Genomic DNA, 16,825 nt, shown 5'->3' with positions numbered 1-16,825 from the left:
CGGTATAACAATTATTATACATAAACTAACAGTACTGTACAAAGCCAGATTTTATTGGGGAAATTGGAATTGCAATTATTGAACTGATGGTATATGATGTGGTGTATGAAACATAAGTATAAAAAAATGAACTGGTTGTATAAAAGGGGAGAATAATACTATGCAACAAACAATCAACACTAACCCTCGTCCACCATACGGACTTCTTGCTGTACTGATGGTTGGTGCATTTATAGCATTCTTAAATAATACTTTACTAAACATTGCTTTGCCTTCGATTATGAATGATTTAAAGGTTGATGCAGCAACTGTGCAGTGGCTATCAACCGGATATATGTTAGTGAATGGAATTTTGATTCCAACCACAGCGTTTTTAATTCAAAAATATTCTGTTCGACGTCTATTCTTGGTGGCAATGGGATTATTTACGCTCGGAACAATACTAGCAGGCTTTGCACACGCTTTTCCATTACTATTATCAGGTCGTATGACTCAAGCTTCTGGCTCAGCTATTTTAATGCCCTTATTAATGAATGTAATGTTAACAAGCTTCCCAGTTGAAAAAAGGGGAGCGGCAATGGGGATTTTCGGTTTGGTACTAATGGGGGCACCTGCAATCGGTCCAACATTATCTGGATGGATTGTGGAACATTATGACTGGAGAATGCTTTTCCATGTTGTTACACCAATTGCTGGGGCTGTTTTGTTAATTGGGTTTTTCTTATTAAAAGATAAAAAAGAAAAAGTTGATATACGCCTAGATCTGTTTTCCGTGCTTTTATCAAGTGCAGGTTTTGGCGGATTGTTATATGGATTTAGTTCTGCCGGCAGTAAAGGGTGGGATAGCCCACAGGTATACATGACTCTAATCATAGGAACAATCTCTTTAGTTTGGTTTATTTATCGTCAGTTAAAAATGGATAAACCTATGCTTAACTTTAAAATCTTTAAATTTCCTATGTATGCTTTATCAGCGTCAATCTCCATGGTAGTTACAATGGCCATGTTTTCTGGGATGTTGCTTTTGCCTATCTATGTTCAAACAATCCGTGGCATTTCACCCATGGATGCAGGATTAATGTTATTGCCTGGAGCAATCTTAATGGCAATCATGTCACCAATCACAGGTAGGTTATTCGACAAAATTGGTGGAAGAATACTTGCGATTATTGGATTAGCGATCACTGTTATAACCAGCTATTACTTCAGTAAATTAACACTAGATACCACTTATGCTCATTTAATTACTTTATACACTTTACGCATGTTTGGGATGTCTTTGGTTATGATGCCAGTTTCTACAAATGGATTGAATCAATTACCAGCCCGATTCTATCCTCATGGAACAGCCATGAATAACACATTGCAGCAGGTATCTGGAGCCATTGGTACGGCGTTGTTAGTCACCATTATGTCCAACCGTACGGAATCAGTTGCAAAAGACATGGCAGCAGATGCAATGAAACATGCAACTGGGCAACCCAATGAAGCCGCAATGGCAGAAATGAAGCAACAAATTATGATGAAAGCTATGCTAGAAGGGATTAATTACGCATTCTTTGTGTCTGTCTTTATTGCCGCTCTTGCATTAGTTCTTGCCTTCTTTATCAAACGGGCAAAACCAGCGGAAGAAACATCTGAAGAACAGGCAACAGGAACAAAAGTAAAAAGTGAGTTAGCGAAGGTATAATGAGAAAAAAGAGAGGGTGTCCCAAAAGTACGACTTTTAGGGGCAACCCTCTTTTTTGGTTCTCGAATGTGTTCAATGGATTTCCGCTACAGGCGCTTGCTTTCCGGGGGCGTTCGCCGAGCTTGTAACGCTGAGCCCCCAGGAGTCAAGCGCCTTCCGCTACAATCCATAAAGTTATTTTTACAAAAAAAATAAGAAAATCGCTCTCTTTGCAATTAGAGAAAGGAACGATTTTCTTATGTATCAACAGTATAGCACTAAGCAACTATTCCTTCCAATGGACATTCAAATTTTATTTCCCCAACGACACCTTGCAAGGCTGATTGATTATGCCGTCGATCAAATCAAGCCCAATCAGACATTTAACCGATTCTCACTAAGAGGCCTATCCAAAAATACCACGGATTGGGGTCTTATTTGCGTTGCCCACAACCTCAAAAAGTGGGATTCGATGGTCAATAAACGAGAAAAAATAGCACAAGAATTGAGGTGGAAGCCTCTTTTATTACCCCCATTTCTTCCCCTCAAACATAAAATCCCGTAGAAACACAAAAAACTGACACAAATGATCGTCATTCAACGACCTTTTGAGTCAGCCTCTCTTTTTATATTAATTGCCAAATTGTTTTATAACCCCATTCAATTCCGAACTAAGTTTTAAGAAAGTGGTGTGGTCTTTCTGATCCAATGTCTCGTCTATTTTTTTCAAAAGCCTCTCTTTTTTATATCGTAAAATCGATTCGTGAATGACCATGTCGATTATTAAGTTCTGGATGTAAGCTTCCTTTTGTTGCTTTTTATTCATGACAGCAGACTTCATTTGCTCCGAGTAGGATTTGTCGTTGTTCATGAAACCACCCCTGACCTTTTTAATAGTATATGGATAGAGGTTGGATAAATCAACAGAATATTTAAAATTTTATAACTATTATTTTTGAACGAAAATGGAATAGTTTAATTTATTGAAAATTTTGTGAATTCAGTCTACTGAATGTTTTACTGTGCTATAATTTGTGGAAAATGATTAGGAGAGATTAATTTGAAAAAGGATTCATTTATTGAAGAATATGAAGTGACACCATATACACTTCTCATTAAACCTGTTCAATATGGTAAAAAAACGTATTCACAAATCTTCGAATGGGAGGGAGAGTATATTTGTCCTCATAAACCAATGGATATTATTAAGCGGAGCTGTGAGTATTATGGGTCTAGCTATGAAGGCAGAAAAGAAGGGACCAGACATTTGACGGGTATTACCCATAAATCGCCCATCGCAGTCGATCCTGTCTGTTCAATCCTATTTTTCCCCACAACTTCGCCTGTTCGTTCTGAATGTATGTGGGTTGCGTATGATCACATCATGTCGAGGACTAAAAACCATTATGGCGACACTGATGTTGTATTTAGGAATGGTTGGAAGACTTCTTTACCACTTTCCTCAAGTTCGTTGGATAACCAACTATATCGGACAGCTTTGTTGAAAAATCGCTATGTTCAGCGCATTGCCGAGACGGAGAGGAAATTTTTATATGTTAACCGCAGTATCCCTAAGACGAAGGAGCACGAAAAACCTTTTGTCTGACATGACTAATTTTGGAGTCTTTTATATAAATAAAACATCATTAACTCTTCGACTTTATTGCGGATTCGAGGGTTAAAATAATTATGGTATTCTTCGTAGCCTTTATAAAGGAATAGGAACATAGTAAATGTATCATCCCTTTTCGTTTCCTCCACCTTTATATTTTCCTTCCGCAAATATTTTTTCACCTCGGCTAACTCCGTTTGAACGACTTTCATTGCTGCTTCGATCAATTCCTTATATGGTTTTTTTAACTTGAAAGGACTCTGGTCAATCAAAAATAAATCCTTGTTTAAAACTGTTAAAACCATAGGTAAGTAGATGGCTTGTTCAATCATATCGCGGTCTCCGTCAGGTATTCTCGTCATACCGCTATCCTCCTTTTTTAATGTTTGTCATTAGTATATCCTAAAATACTTTAAAATAGAACATCTGTTCTTATTTTTAAGGAAGTAAAATAATGACATAATGGATTGCGTACAGAAAATAGGGGAATAGATGTATATTGAATAGTATGTTAATTTGGGTTATGAATGATATATAGATCCAATAAATCAAATTATCTGAGGAGTCTGACTTGTGATTGAGTGGTTTCAAGAATATTTCACACTAGAACATATTATGGAGTTACTGAAAGAGTACCGTTCATTCGGTCCACTACCTGCCATACTACTGCCTTTTTTTGAGGCGTTTTTACCTTTTTTACCCTTGTTCGTGTTTGTTATGGCGAACACGAATGCTTTTGGGTTATGGATCGGATTCATTCTTTCCTGGATTGGATCCTGTGCAGGAGCCATCGTCGTCTTCTTGATTGTTCGTAAATACGGCCATACTAGAGTGATTACAGTCATACGAAAAAATAAACAAGTGGAAAGATTGACTCATTGGTTAGACAGACATGGTTTCGGGCCCATTTTTATTCTTCTCTGTTTCCCGTTCACCCCCTCAGCGGTCGTGAATGTAGTGGCAGGTCTTTCACACATTAGTGTCTTGCAATATACCCTAGCTGTACTAATTGGAAAATTGGTGATGATATTTACAATTAGTTTTGTCGGATACGACATTGGTTCATTAATTCACCAACCAATTCGGACAGGCATTGTATTGGTCATTATTTTTATTCTTTGGTATGTTGGAAAAAGAATAGAAGTAAGATTAAATAAAAGCGTAGAAAGAGATAATGGATAAAAAGGGTATTGTGTAAGAGTGGAGGGTTGCTGATGACTGAGGAACGACCGAGTATTTTTTTAGAATGGTTAAAAGCCGCCGTATTGGGTGTCATCCTATTCTTAATCATGAACACATTTCTCTTTTCCAGCTACGTTGTGGAAGGTCAATCAATGGAACCCACCTTAAAAGAGGGAAATCGGCTCGTAGTCAATAAAATCGGATATCAGATCGGTGACATTGAACGATTCGATGTCATCGTTTTCCACGGAGAAGAAGAAGAGGACTATGTGAAAAGAGTGATAGGCCTTCCAGGAGATACCCTTACATATGAAAACGATCAGCTGTACATTAATGGAACAAAAATGGATGAGCCTTTTCTAAAGCCTTTTAAAGATCCATTGCTGGGGCAAAAATTAACGGGTGATTTCACCTTGGAGGAATTAACCGGAAAAAAACGTGTGCCAGAAAATGCATTGTTCGTTATGGGAGATAACCGTCTAGGTAGTAAAGATAGTCGTCACTTCGGCTTCATACCTATTGAAGATGTAGTTGGAAAGGTAAACGTCAGATATTGGCCTTTCAAACAATTTAATATAGAGTTTTAATGATGGAACCAGTATCCGGTATTGAAGGGTGCTGGTTTTTTATTTGGGTGGGAGAGGAAAAGGATTTTTTTGGTAAATCCAAACAAAAGTTCACAAGGGTTCAATTACTCTCTACAAAGTATAAATATCGTTCAGAGCGACTGGGTTTCCTTTCACATCCTCGCGAAAACCATTCACTCTCTGCCTATTTACCATTCACTTTTGAAAAATTACTCTTCACTTTTTACGAAATCACTAAATTTATCGATCACAAGATTACGGTTACTATTCACAAATTAAAGATATCGTTCAGAGTGTATGGGTTACCGTTCACTTCCCTTCGGATACCATTCACTCTCTGCCTAATTACCATTCACTTTTGAAAAATTACTCTTCACTTTTTACGAAATCACTAAATTTATCGATCACAAGATTACGGTTACTATTCACAAATTAAAGATATCGTTCAGAGTGTATGGGTTAACGTTCACTTCCCTTCGGATACCATTCACTCTCTGCCAATTTACCTTTCACTTTTGAAAAATTACTCTTCACTTTTTACGAAATCACTAAATTTATCGTTCACAAGGTTACGGTTACACTTCACAAATTAAAGATATCGTTCAGAGCGACTGGGTTTCCTTTCACATCCCCACGAAAACCATTCACTCTCTGCCAATTTACCTTTCACTTTTGAAAAATTACTCTTCACTTTTAACGAAGTCACTAAATTTATCGATCACAAGGTTACGGTTACACTTCACAAATTAAAGATATCGTTCAGAGCGTATGGGTTACCGTTCACAGTTTATAGATATCGTTCAATACAGATTGATTACTCTTCACAAATTATAAAAACCATTTAGGACAGATTCAAAAATTCTTTGAACTCAATTATCCTTTGTATCACACCAATATCCATACAGACCCTACGATATTCTTCATACACCGAGTCATCTAACCAATGTAGCCTTCTTATTCAATAAAATTCCAATACCCAATAAATTTATGAATTGAAATCCAACTAAGATCCAGATGCTCTCTAGAAAATTTAGCTGAGCGACTACTATAGGAGCAAAGCTTGCTCCAACCAAGAGGATGAATGAGTATAAGGAGATTGCTTTCGCTCGGTGTACTCCTGCTATGTTCCCGATCCATGTGATGACTGTAGGAATTAATAATGAAATAGAGCCTACAGTTAGGATTGAACAGAGGATAATAATCCAATTACTGATTGGAAGGATGACTAAGGGAATCAAACCGGCTAGCAATAAACCAATGCCCAGGTACAAGGTTTTAGTTTCTTTCAAACGATCCATGATAGGTCCTGTAAAGAAAGACAGAATCAATCCCATGAGTCCTGTTGCACGTAGTAATAGAATGTCGGATCTGATTCCAGCAAGGATTTCATAAAATGCGACAAATGAAAACAGCAAGGTAAAGGTGATGACATAACAGACAATTAACCTTCTATCTTTTAAAAATCCGATATAGGTTCTGAGGATGGCGGTATCTTTTTGTATATACGTTTCGGATGATGGAGGATAAATGAAGAGACTTAATAGGGCAATGATTAAATAGCAGATGGAAAAAAATAAGAACGATGCATGCCATGAATAAAGGTTGGTAAAGAAAGAACTGAGCATTTGTCCGATAATTCCAGAGGCTAAAAAGCCACTATTAATCAAAACGAGCACGATAGTACGCATTTTAGGTTTGAAGAGCTCGAATGAAAACGAAAAGGCGACAGGTGCAAAGCTACCAAGTGCGAATCCTTGGAGCGCGCGGTTCACTATTAACATATCAACGGAGGTAGAATAGGCAATTAATAAGGTCAACGCGGCTGCCAGAAATTGTCCGCCAACCATCCATTTTTTTCTGCCAAAACGATCGGATAAGGGACCAAACGTTAATAAACCTATCCCGTAAAAGAAAGTGAATGAACTGCTGGCGACAACAATTTCTTTAGCAGAAGTGCCAAAGAAAAGTCCAATCGGAGAATAGATGGGAATAAGCACATAGATGCTAGAGGCTACTAGGACGGCAGATAACACTAATAAATTTGCAGCTGCTCTATCAGATTTCAATTTACATACCTCCTTATTTTGCAGTCTATGCACTAGACACAATGTTTGTAGGTTGTATGAAAAAAGTATCTTACATAAATTAACAAATCAGAAGTGCCCCCATCACAGAAATTTAAAAGGGATTTTGATATACTGTAAGAAGACAAAAATGGATGTTAAAAGCATGAAAATATAGATATTTCATAGAGAAGGGGATGCTCATGGGGCTTCGATTTATTTTGGGTCGTTCAGGTTCGGGAAAAACGACAATGATGCTTAATGAAATTAGATCAAGTTTGAGGGAGCAACCGGAAGGAACTCCTATTATTTATTTGGTCCCGGATCAAATGACATTTTCTTCTGAATATAAGCTTGTGACCACACCGGATTTATCCGGGATGATTCGGACACAAGTATTTAGTTTTAGCCGTTTGGCATGGCGTATTCTACAAGAAACTGGTGGCATGACACGCATACATTTAGATAGTGTCGGGATTAATATGCTCATCCGCAAAATCATGGAGGAGAAGAAAAATGAATTAAAGCTGTTTCAGCGTTCTGCCGAGAAATTCGGATTCATTTCACAAATGGAAGAAATGCTGACAGAGTTCAAGAGATATTGTATTGAGCCAGAAACCATTAAAAGCTATCTTGAACAAGCATCCACTAAGTCTGATGCAAAAAGTCTTCATGATAAATTGCATGACTTGGAATTAATCTATCAGTCTTTTGAAACAGAGTTATTTGGAAAATATATCGATTCAGAGGATTATCTTCGATTTTTGGCGGAGAAGATTAGTGCCGCTCCTTCTTTACATGCTGCCGATATTTATGTGGACGGCTTCTTTAGTTTAACGCCACAGGAAATCATGGTACTAGAGCAGCTTATGAAAGTGGCAAAATCAGTGACTATTGGTTTAACACTCGATCGCCCATTCCGTCAAGAACCACCAGAAGACCTTTATTTATTTAGAATGTCAGGAAACCTATATCATCAACTCTACTCGTTAGCTTTGGCCAATAATGTACCTGTCGAACAAGACGTGATGTTACATGAAAATATGCGTCATTTAGAGAATGAAAGTCTTCTTCAGCTTGAAGAGAAATTTAACATCAGACCGGCTATATCATTCAAAGGGGATACAGCAGCAACATTTGTACAAGCTGTAAATAGACGTGCTGAGGTAGAAGAAATTGCACGAACGATAAATAAGCATGTGAGGCAGGATGGATACCGTTGGAAGGATATTGGAATATTACTTCGAAATGGTTCGGCCTATCATGACTTAATTACGACGATTTTTCATGATTATAAGATTCCGATGTTTATAGATACAAAAAATGCAATGCTTCATCATCCATTACTTGAATTGATACGATCGGCATTAGAGACCCTCCAGACTAATTGGAGATACGAGCCGGTTTTCCGTGCCATCAAGACAGAACTGCTTTTTCCTGTGGATGTCAGTAAAAACATTATGAGGTCAAAAGTGGACAAGCTGGAGAACTATGTATTATCAAGAGGGATTAAGGGGAATCGATGGACCTCTGAAGAGGCATGGAGATATCGAAGAATTCGAGGTTTAGAACTAGAGGAACGGGGACAGACCAATCAAGAGAAAGAATTGGAACAAGAATTGAATGAATTACGAGCTCTATTTACGGAACATATAATTAGACTCGGTAAACGCCTTAAGAAAGCGCACGATGGCCGGACGATGGCTGAAGCATTATTCCTCTTCTTGGAAGAAGCCAAGGTTCCTGAAAAACTGGAGTTCATGAGAATGGAAGCGGAAGAGGCAGGGAAGTTAGTAGTTGCAAGGGAACATGAACAAGCCTGGAAGGGTATTATGGACCTATTAGACCAGTTTGTCGAGTTAATGGGTGATGAAAATGTTTCGATGAAGCAGTTTATAAACATTCTAGAATCAGGGTTAGAATCATTAAAGTTTTCCCTAGTTCCACCAGCAATTGATCAAGTATTAGTAGCGAATTTAGATACTTCTCGATTAAACGATGTAAAAATAGCATTTGTAATTGGTCTCAATGATGGAGTCCTTCCATCGAAGGTTAATGAAGAAGGTATCTTTAATGACCGGGATCGTGACACTTTGCTTGCAAGTGGTCTTACAGTTGCTCCGAGTTCAAAAATCCGGTTGCTTGATGAAGAGTTTGCCGCATATCGAGCGTTTACAACCGGTTCAGACAGACTTTACTTAACATATCCACTTGCAGATGAAGAAGGTAAGTCCATTCTGGCATCTTCCTATATAAAACGAGTGAAGGAAGTCCTTCCAGAAGCTAAGAGCATCTTTGTGCAAAATGAATTGAATGACAAGAGCGAACAAGATCAGCTTTTCTACATGGTCAATGAGGAAGTGGCGATTGCTTATTTGACATCGCAGCTCGGTCAAAAGAAAAAAGGATATCCAGTCGATGCGGTATGGTGGGATCTGTATAACTACTATATGGAAAGCAATGAATACCGCGACATGGCAAAAAAAGTGTTATCTAGTTTATTCTATGAAAATCGTACAAAACGACTGAAACCCGAAACGACAAAAAAACTATATGGAGAAGATATTCTCGCTTCTGTTTCTAGGATGGAAAAGTTCAATAGTTGTGCTTTTTCTCATTTTGCATCCCATGGATTAAAGCTTCAAGAGCGAAAAATCTATCGTTTAGATGCGCCTGATATAGGAGATATGTTCCATGGTGCATTAAAAATTATTGCGGATTCCTTAATGGATCGTAACGTATCCTGGGCGTCACTGAATCGAGAGCAATGTGCTGATCTAGCAAAAATGGCGATAGAAAGGCTGGCGCCAAAACTTCAAAATCAGATCCTACTTAGCTCCAATCGACATCATTATGTGAAGAGGAAACTTGAAAATGTCATTGGACGAGCTTCCTATGCTTTGAGTGAACATGCTAGAAAAAGTGGATTTTCTCCTGTTGGATTGGAATTAGGATTTGGACGAAACGAAAAGCTACCACCTTTAACGTTCCAATTGGCAAATGGGACAAAGATGGAATTAATGGGACGTATTGATCGAGTAGATAAAGCGGAAAGTGCAAATGGTACCTATTTAAGAGTCCTAGATTATAAATCGAGTCAAAAAGCCTTGAATTTGAATGAAGTGTATTATGGATTAGCGCTGCAAATGTTGACCTATCTTGATATTATCGTCTCGTATGCTCCTACATTGATTGGAAAAAAAGCCGATCCTGCAGGAGTGCTTTACTTCCATGTCCATAACCCAATGGTAAAAGGAAGCAAAATGCTAACCTTGGATGAAATAGAGGCGGAGTTAATGAAGAGCTATAAAATGAAAGGATTGCTACTTGCGGATCAAGAAGTATTAGAATTGATGGACGATTCTCTTGAAGCAGGTACATCGAGCAAATCAACGATTATTCCGGCAGCTTTTACAAAAACAGGAGGCATTGCAAAAACTTCTAAAGTAGCAAGCTTAGACGATTTCAATGCCTTGAAACAGCATGTACGAGGAATATACCAACAAGCTGGAACGGAAATTGTGAACGGGAAAATAGATATCGATCCGTACAAATTAAAAGATCGTACACCATGTACCTTCTGCTCATTTAAAAGTGTCTGTCAGTTCGATCCGACACTTGATGAAAATGATTATAGAAACTTGAAGGTGAAAAAAGATGATGAATTACTAGAGGCATTAAGAAAGGAGGGAGTGATACTTTGAGTAAAACACGTATACCGGAAATGCCTGAAGGTTTAACATGGACGAAGGATCAATGGAAAGCGATTTGGGCGAGTAATCAAGACATTTTAGTTGCAGCTGCGGCAGGTTCTGGGAAAACGGCGGTTCTAGTCAACCGGATTATTAACAAACTGCTTTCAAAAGAAGACCCTATAAATGTGGACGAGTTATTAGTGGTGACTTTCACTAATGCATCAGCAGCAGAGATGAGACATAGAATTGCAGAGGCGTTAGAGGCAGCCATCAAAGAGAATCCTCACTCACAACATTTACGAAAGCAACTAAGCTTAATTAATCGTGCTTCTATTTCAACGCTCCACTCCTTTTGCCTTGAGGTCGTGCGAAAATACTATTATTTGATTGATATTGATCCTGGATTTAGAATCTCTGATACGACAGAAGGCGAGTTAATCAAGGATGAAATGCTGGAAGAATTGTTTGAAGAGCAATATAGCATTCCTGAAAATGAGGACTTTTTCCGTCTAGTTGATGCCTATACAGACGACAGAAGTGATGGAGCTTTGCAAACCATTGTTCGTACACTACATGAATTTGCACGTTCAAATCCTAATCCAGAGGAATGGCTGAGAAAATTAATCGCAATGTATGACATAAAAGAGGATGAGAAAATTGAAAATCTTCCATTCTATTCAAACTTAAAGTACGATATTATCCTTCAATTACAAACAGCAAAAGATCTTTTATTCGAGGCTTTAGCCCTCACTAAGCTTCCTGATGGACCTGCTCCAAGGGCTGAAACCTTTCTAAAAGATTTAGAGATTGTAAACTCTCTTGAAAAGGCAATCGAAACTTCATGGGAAAGTATGTATGAACAAATAAATGCCTATGACCCTCCAACTATTGCACGAATAAAAAAGGGTGAGTGTGACGAAGACCTAGCCAAAGAATCTCAGAAAATACGAGACAAGGCAAAGAAAACCATTAATAAGCTTAAAGATGAACTATTTAGTAGAAAACCTCAAAGCTATCTTAAAGATATGGAAATGATTAAGGGGTTTGCAAAAACACTAGTAGGGCTGGTTCTAGCTTTCGATGTTAAATACACAGATGCGAAAAAAGAAAAAGGAATCGTTGATTTTTCAGATTTAGAGCATTATTGCTTAGCGATTCTATCCTCAAAGGATGAGCAAGGGAAGCTTGTTCCATCCGAAACAGCTAAAGAATACCGACAGCAATTTAAGGAAGTACTAGTCGATGAGTACCAGGATACGAACCTCGTTCAAGAAACCCTTTTATCCCTTGTGACTGCAGATGGGGAATACACAGGAAACCTATTCATGGTAGGGGATGTGAAACAATCCATTTATCGGTTCCGACTTGCAGAACCTAATCTGTTTTTAGGAAAATACAATCGCTTTACCCATCAAGGCGAGCAAACAGGATTGAAAATCGATTTAAATCAAAATTTCAGAAGCCGGAAAGAAGTCTTGTCTGGAACGAACTATTTATTCAAGCAATTGATGGGAGTCGCAGTAGGGGAAATCGAATACGATCAGGATGCGGAATTGAAGCTTGGTGCTCCTTTTCCGGAAGAAGAACTTTATCCGATTGAGGTAGTGTTAATCAATCAAAAGAAAGAGGAAGCGGAAGAGCAAGAATTTGAAGCGGATGAAGGGGAAAATTTGCAAGATTTCGAGGAAGAAGAGCTCGAGACGGTGCAGCTTGAAGCTAGAATGATGGCAAAAATCATTAAAGAATCTATTGCTGAAAGACGTCAAGTATATGATACGAAAACGAAGTCCTATCGCAACATAATGTATAGGGACATTGTTATTCTTCTTCGTTCGATGCCTTGGGCTCCTCAAATTATGGAGGAATTCAAGAAACAGGGAATTCCGGTTTATGCCAATCTTTCTACAGGATATTTTCAAGCAACAGAAGTGGCCATCATGATGTCTTTGCTAAAAATAATTGATAATCCACTTCAAGATATTCCCTTGGCATCTGTGTTACGTTCGCCCATTGTGGGATTGAATGAGGAAGAGCTCGCTGCCATTAAAGTAAGTAGCAAGCGGGATAGCTTTTTTGAAACAGTAATGGATTTCTGTAGAGATGGCATGACGGAAGAAAATACGAACTTTTATGAAAAGGTTCTCATTTTTTCCAAACAACTGGAATATTGGAGGATGTTGGCTAGAGATATCCCGTTGTCTGAGTTGATTTGGCAGCTTTATAGAGAGACAAAGTTCTATGATTTTGTTGGTGGTATGCCTGGGGGTAAGCAGCGTCAAGCCAATCTCCGAGCTTTATATGATCGAGCAAGACAGTACGAAACCAGTTCGTTTAGGGGCTTGTTCCGATTCCTTAGATTCATTGAGAGAATGCAGGATAGGGGAGATGACCTAGGTGCCGCTCGCGCATTAGGAGAGCAGGAAGATGTTGTTCGACTGATGACGATTCACTCTAGTAAGGGTCTTGAATTTCCCGTCGTCATTATTGGAGGGCTAAATCGCCAGTTCAATACGATGGATTTAAAAAAATCCTATCTACTAGATAAAGACGGTTTTGCCTCTAGTTTTGTAAATCCAGAACTGAGAATCACCTATCCTTCTTTGCCGCAAATTGCTTTTAAGAAGAAAAAGCATCTAGAGTTAATTGCGGAAGAAATGCGCGTCCTTTATGTGGCTTTAACAAGAGCAAAAGAAAAGCTGTACCTACTAGGTACTCTAAAGGATGCTGAAAAGAAGGTAAAGGAATGGGAAAAGCTAAAAAATCATGAAGAGTGGTTATTGAAGGACTATATGAGAGCTACGGCTAAAAGCTATATAGATTGGATTGGTCCAGCCTTGGCAAGGCATGACCATTGTTCTGGCCTATTCTCGTCAGCTACTAACCCTCTTGTTCCTGAAGATATAACGTTCCATCCTTCATGCTGGAAAACAGAAGTGATTGAAGCGGCTACTCTTCAAATCACGGCTGAAAGTGAAATAGTCGGTCAAGAAGACTGGATGTCAGCTGTCCAAAAAGGAGAAGCTGTTGATACAGAGTCTATCTATAAGGAAGAGTTATATGAACAGCTAGGGTGGCAATATGGTAGATTAGATTCCACACGTCATCGATCTAAGCAGTCTGTTACAGAATTGAAACGCCAAAAGGAAATTAGGGATGAAGCAAGTTCTACACAATTTCTACCAAAGCCAAGGCGTTTGAGTCTGCAAAGACCTTCTTTCATGCAAGAGAAATCGTTGACACCCGCTGAGCGAGGGACGATTATGCACTTAGTCATGCAGCATATACCTCTTGAACAGGAAGTGACGATACAAAGTCTAGAAGAATTTCTAAAAAATCTTATCGAGAAGGAATTCCTTACAAATGACCAAGTAACGGCCGTTCATATGACGCATATCTTGACCTTTTTCCAAACGGAAATCGGTAAGAAAATGAAAAACCATAAAACTAAGCGAGAAGTACCTTTCTCTATGTCTGTCCCTGCTTCAGAAGCCTACCATGATTGGCAAGGTGAAGACGAACAAATATTGGTGCAAGGGATCATAGATTGCATCATTGATGATGGAGATGGATTAATCCTCCTCGACTATAAAACGGACGGAATAGAAGGAAGATTCCAAAACGGATTCCAAGGTGCTCAGGATATATTGAAAGCTCGGTATCGAGTACAAATAGACCTTTATACAAAAGCGATTGAGAGCATTTTCAATCGACCTGTAAAAGAAAGGTATTTATTCTTTTTTGACGGTGCTCATCTGCTAAAGTTATAAATAGTAAAAGGGATTCATCCAACAAGTTTTAAGGATGAATCCCTTTTTTTGTCTTATCCTAAATATAGGTAAGTAATTGGAGGTAGATGATGGGAAAGAAAATCACAACTGGAAAATGTGAGTTATGTTTAAGAGAGGATGTAGAATTAACAGAGCATCATTTGACACCAAAGGAAATGGGAGGCACTTTTTTACCGACTAGTTTGCTTTGTATTCCTTGTCATAAACAGATTCATGCCCTGTACAGTAATGAAGAATTAGCATTGAGTCTCAATACAATTCAAGTCTTACAGAGTGATAAAGGTTTGTCCAAATTTATTAGGTGGATTCGGAAGCAGCCCTCAGGAAAGCTGCCAAGAATCACAAAATCGAAGGAAAGAAAGCGAAAGGGGAGAAAATAATGGTTAATTAATTGTTACCTAAAATGGGTTGATCAACTAAATTCGTGTCTAGAATATTATTTGCACTGATTCCATTATTGGTGATGATGAACATTCCAGTGTTGGAGGCTCCTGATCCTGCCACTGATTTAGAGGCGGACTTAGGAGAAATAACAAAAGAATCCCCAAATTGAATGTTCCCACCACTTATACTGACAACTTGAATAGGTCCAACAATGGCTGGCATAGTGATTCACCTCCTGTATTGTTATTGTTACTTTTTATGGTTTTTTTCCTCTAATTGACGGATATGACGTACTCTTACCTGCATTCTTACATCTCCGACATTTCCTACTCCTAGGACTGATGCTGAAGATACCCCAAGCACATCAATTTGGCCAACTTGAATAATAGGGTTCTTGTTAATTTTCGTCATAATGAGTTTTTCGGTAATTGGCAAAATAGGAGGTGGATTCGTGAATGTTATCACTTCACCTTCTAAGCCAATGTACTGCTCGGCTTCCCGTTGAACGGCAAGAGCCGTTGAAGCCCCGTCAATGAATGAAACATCTCCAAGTTGTAGTGTCGATGAAAATGAAACTAGCTTTACAGTCAATCTCTCTACTTTGGATGATCGTGTTAACATAGTATTAGCCTTTCGGAACCAGCGGCACAAAAGGCCCGATAATGAGTGATTCAGGTGGGGTATCAAATGCAGAGGATAATTGAATCGTATTAACATCACCGATTAAAAACAGGGCTGAACTGGCTACACCCGTTACCTGTATATTTCCCACACATAGGTTTTCATTTGTTACATGGAGCTCCATGGAGTGGCTCCCCTTTCGCTAAGTATTAGGATGAACTATGAAGGCAGATTCATGATGAAAGTTGAAATAGCTTGAGATATATCAGTTGTGATCATCGAATAAATTTTTTCACGAAGAATGTCCTTTTTAGCTACCGTTAAGTCTTCTGGAGAACTTTGAGAGATATAATGGTCGATTCGACTGTCTAATTGTTTCAATAAATCCTGTTGTATGAATTGAATATAGGTAGAATCGAGATTTCTTTGGAACTGTTGGGATAATTCATTGATAAGAACAGGAACTTTTTCTTGAATGTAAGTTTCTGTCTCTGATTTCAATGCATTAAACAAGGAATTCCTTAAAGGGACGAGGTCTTCAGGATATAACGATCCGTTTTGAATGGTACTTTTTCCTACTGCGAATTCATCAATATTTTGAAGGTCGGTTGGATTTAGACCGATATTCAACGTTCCATCCAATGTCTCCACTTTTAATTGGTCAAATTTATACTCGATTTTTTCTACATTAACCATAGGTTTATTTTTTAGGTCCACCAAGGCTTTTTGTAGTTCAGCTATTTGTTGCTCTAAAGAAGCAATTTTTCTTTCCTGGGCCTGTAAATACGCTTGCATTTGACAGGCATATGCATAAAGTTCTGAATGCATCGTTTCACCCCTTCACATGCTTGATCCATAGGGAAAGCGATTTACTACCTTATCCTATGTGAGAAGGGAAGAATAGGTGAATGCCTATTATTCAGATTCCTGTGAAACAACTGCACCATTCTTGGCAGGCAATGGTGCAGCCTCTGTATAACCTCCAGTATTGGAAAGGGTCGATAAGGATTTAATAATTCCTGCGGTACCTATTTGGAATACCGATGAATTACTTACGCTCGCTATTTTGATCATATTAATATGAATGGATTGCTGAATGTAAAAATTCACGTCGCACCACACTCCCTTCTACACATTAAATGTAATAGGTTGGTCTACCTGGTCTTGATCATTGGTGTTTGTCGTGCTGACTTGGTTATAGACTGAAAGCTTCTGACCTGTATT

General features: G+C 38.5%; 16 protein-coding genes and 1 pseudogene. 8 read left to right on the top strand and 9 right to left on the bottom strand.

What is annotated here, in order from left to right:
• Window positions 1-160: 160 nt before the first annotated feature.
• Entirely contained in the window at window positions 161-1,690 is a 1,530-nt protein-coding gene (locus DBX25_RS07300) for a DHA2 family efflux MFS transporter permease subunit (protein WP_108670118.1), read from the top strand.
• A 343-nt stretch (window positions 1,691-2,033) separates the two neighbouring features.
• A pseudogene (locus DBX25_RS21245) lies at window positions 2,034-2,234 on the top strand (transposase); the annotation flags it as partial.
• Between the two features lie 66 nt (window positions 2,235-2,300).
• On the opposite strand, the gene DBX25_RS07290 reads toward DBX25_RS21245, so the two are convergent.
• Complete coding sequence (locus tag DBX25_RS07290; RefSeq protein ID WP_108670117.1) at window positions 2,301-2,540, bottom strand: IDEAL domain-containing protein; 240 nt, start codon at window positions 2,538-2,540, stop codon at window positions 2,301-2,303.
• Between the two features lie 189 nt (window positions 2,541-2,729).
• Here DBX25_RS07290 and DBX25_RS07285 point away from each other — a divergent pair, with 189 nt between their 5' ends.
• Window positions 2,730-3,275 carry a competence protein ComK gene (locus DBX25_RS07285; RefSeq protein WP_108670116.1) on the top strand — a complete coding sequence of 182 codons (546 nt, stop codon included), beginning with the start codon at window positions 2,730-2,732 and terminating at the stop codon, window positions 3,273-3,275.
• Window positions 3,276-3,280: 5 nt separating this feature from the next.
• Here the strand turns inward: DBX25_RS07285 and DBX25_RS07280 are convergent, their stop codons facing one another.
• The gene (locus DBX25_RS07280; RefSeq protein ID WP_108670115.1) at window positions 3,281-3,643 is read right to left on the bottom strand and encodes a YhjD family protein; all 363 of its coding nucleotides are present in this window, start codon (window positions 3,641-3,643) and stop codon (window positions 3,281-3,283) included.
• 253 nt (window positions 3,644-3,896) lie between these two features.
• Between DBX25_RS07280 and DBX25_RS07275 the strand changes: the two genes are divergently transcribed.
• On the top strand, window positions 3,897-4,463 hold the full coding sequence (locus tag DBX25_RS07275; RefSeq protein WP_108670145.1) for a TVP38/TMEM64 family protein: 567 nt from the start codon (window positions 3,897-3,899) through the stop codon (window positions 4,461-4,463).
• A 32-nt stretch (window positions 4,464-4,495) separates the two neighbouring features.
• A complete protein-coding gene (gene lepB / locus DBX25_RS07270) occupies window positions 4,496-5,050 on the top strand; it encodes a signal peptidase I (protein ID WP_108670114.1) in 555 nt (184 codons plus the stop codon).
• Between the two features lie 932 nt (window positions 5,051-5,982).
• Here lepB and DBX25_RS07260 read toward each other — a convergent pair.
• Window positions 5,983-7,185 (bottom strand): MFS transporter, encoded by a 1,203-nt coding sequence (locus DBX25_RS07260; RefSeq protein ID WP_108670112.1) that lies wholly within the window; start codon window positions 7,183-7,185, stop codon window positions 5,983-5,985.
• Between the two features lie 131 nt (window positions 7,186-7,316).
• On the opposite strand from DBX25_RS07260, the gene addB reads away from it, so the two are divergent.
• The 3 genes from addB (at window position 7,317) to DBX25_RS07245 (ending at window position 14,976) form a co-directional block, all read left to right on the top strand.
• Window positions 7,317-10,817, top strand: a complete 3,501-nt coding sequence (gene addB / locus DBX25_RS07255; RefSeq protein ID WP_108670111.1) for a helicase-exonuclease AddAB subunit AddB — start codon at window positions 7,317-7,319, stop codon at window positions 10,815-10,817.
• Between the two features lie 20 nt (window positions 10,818-10,837).
• Window positions 10,838-14,575 carry a helicase-exonuclease AddAB subunit AddA gene (addA, locus tag DBX25_RS07250; protein ID WP_108670144.1) on the top strand — a complete coding sequence of 1,246 codons (3,738 nt, stop codon included), beginning with the start codon at window positions 10,838-10,840 and terminating at the stop codon, window positions 14,573-14,575.
• Between the two features lie 89 nt (window positions 14,576-14,664).
• Window positions 14,665-14,976, top strand: a complete 312-nt coding sequence (locus DBX25_RS07245) for a hypothetical protein (protein ID WP_108670110.1) — start codon at window positions 14,665-14,667, stop codon at window positions 14,974-14,976.
• Window positions 14,977-14,983: 7 nt separating this feature from the next.
• On the opposite strand, the gene DBX25_RS07240 is transcribed toward DBX25_RS07245, so the two are convergent.
• The 6 genes from DBX25_RS07240 to DBX25_RS21240 all read right to left on the bottom strand — a co-directional run.
• Complete coding sequence (locus DBX25_RS07240) at window positions 14,984-15,202, bottom strand: spore germination protein (RefSeq protein WP_108670109.1); 219 nt, start codon at window positions 15,200-15,202, stop codon at window positions 14,984-14,986.
• 27 nt (window positions 15,203-15,229) lie between these two features.
• Entirely contained in the window at window positions 15,230-15,601 is a 372-nt protein-coding gene (locus DBX25_RS07235) for a spore germination protein GerPE (RefSeq protein ID WP_108670108.1), read from the bottom strand.
• Window positions 15,602-15,605: 4 nt separating this feature from the next.
• The gene (locus DBX25_RS07230) at window positions 15,606-15,785 is read right to left on the bottom strand and encodes a spore gernimation protein GerPD (protein ID WP_108670107.1); all 180 of its coding nucleotides are present in this window, start codon (window positions 15,783-15,785) and stop codon (window positions 15,606-15,608) included.
• A gap of 35 nt (window positions 15,786-15,820) precedes the next feature.
• A complete protein-coding gene (gene gerPC, locus DBX25_RS07225) occupies window positions 15,821-16,429 on the bottom strand; it encodes a spore germination protein GerPC (protein ID WP_108670106.1) in 609 nt (202 codons plus the stop codon).
• Window positions 16,430-16,516: 87 nt separating this feature from the next.
• Window positions 16,517-16,711: a spore germination protein GerPB gene (locus DBX25_RS07220; protein ID WP_108670105.1), complete on the bottom strand. Its 195-nt coding sequence runs from the start codon at window positions 16,709-16,711 to the stop codon at window positions 16,517-16,519.
• An 18-nt stretch (window positions 16,712-16,729) separates the two neighbouring features.
• Window positions 16,730-16,825, bottom strand: a 96-nt coding sequence (locus tag DBX25_RS21240) for a spore germination protein (protein ID WP_240620200.1), incomplete at its 5' end; no start/stop codon positions are given.

Origin of the sequence: Peribacillus acanthi (assembly GCF_003073175.1) — a bacterium.
Taxonomy (GTDB): Bacteria; Bacillota; Bacilli; order Bacillales; family DSM-1321; genus Bacillus_BN; species Bacillus_BN acanthi.
The sequence above is the reverse complement of the archived record's forward strand: the minus strand, read 5'-3'. Positions and strand labels throughout refer to the sequence as shown.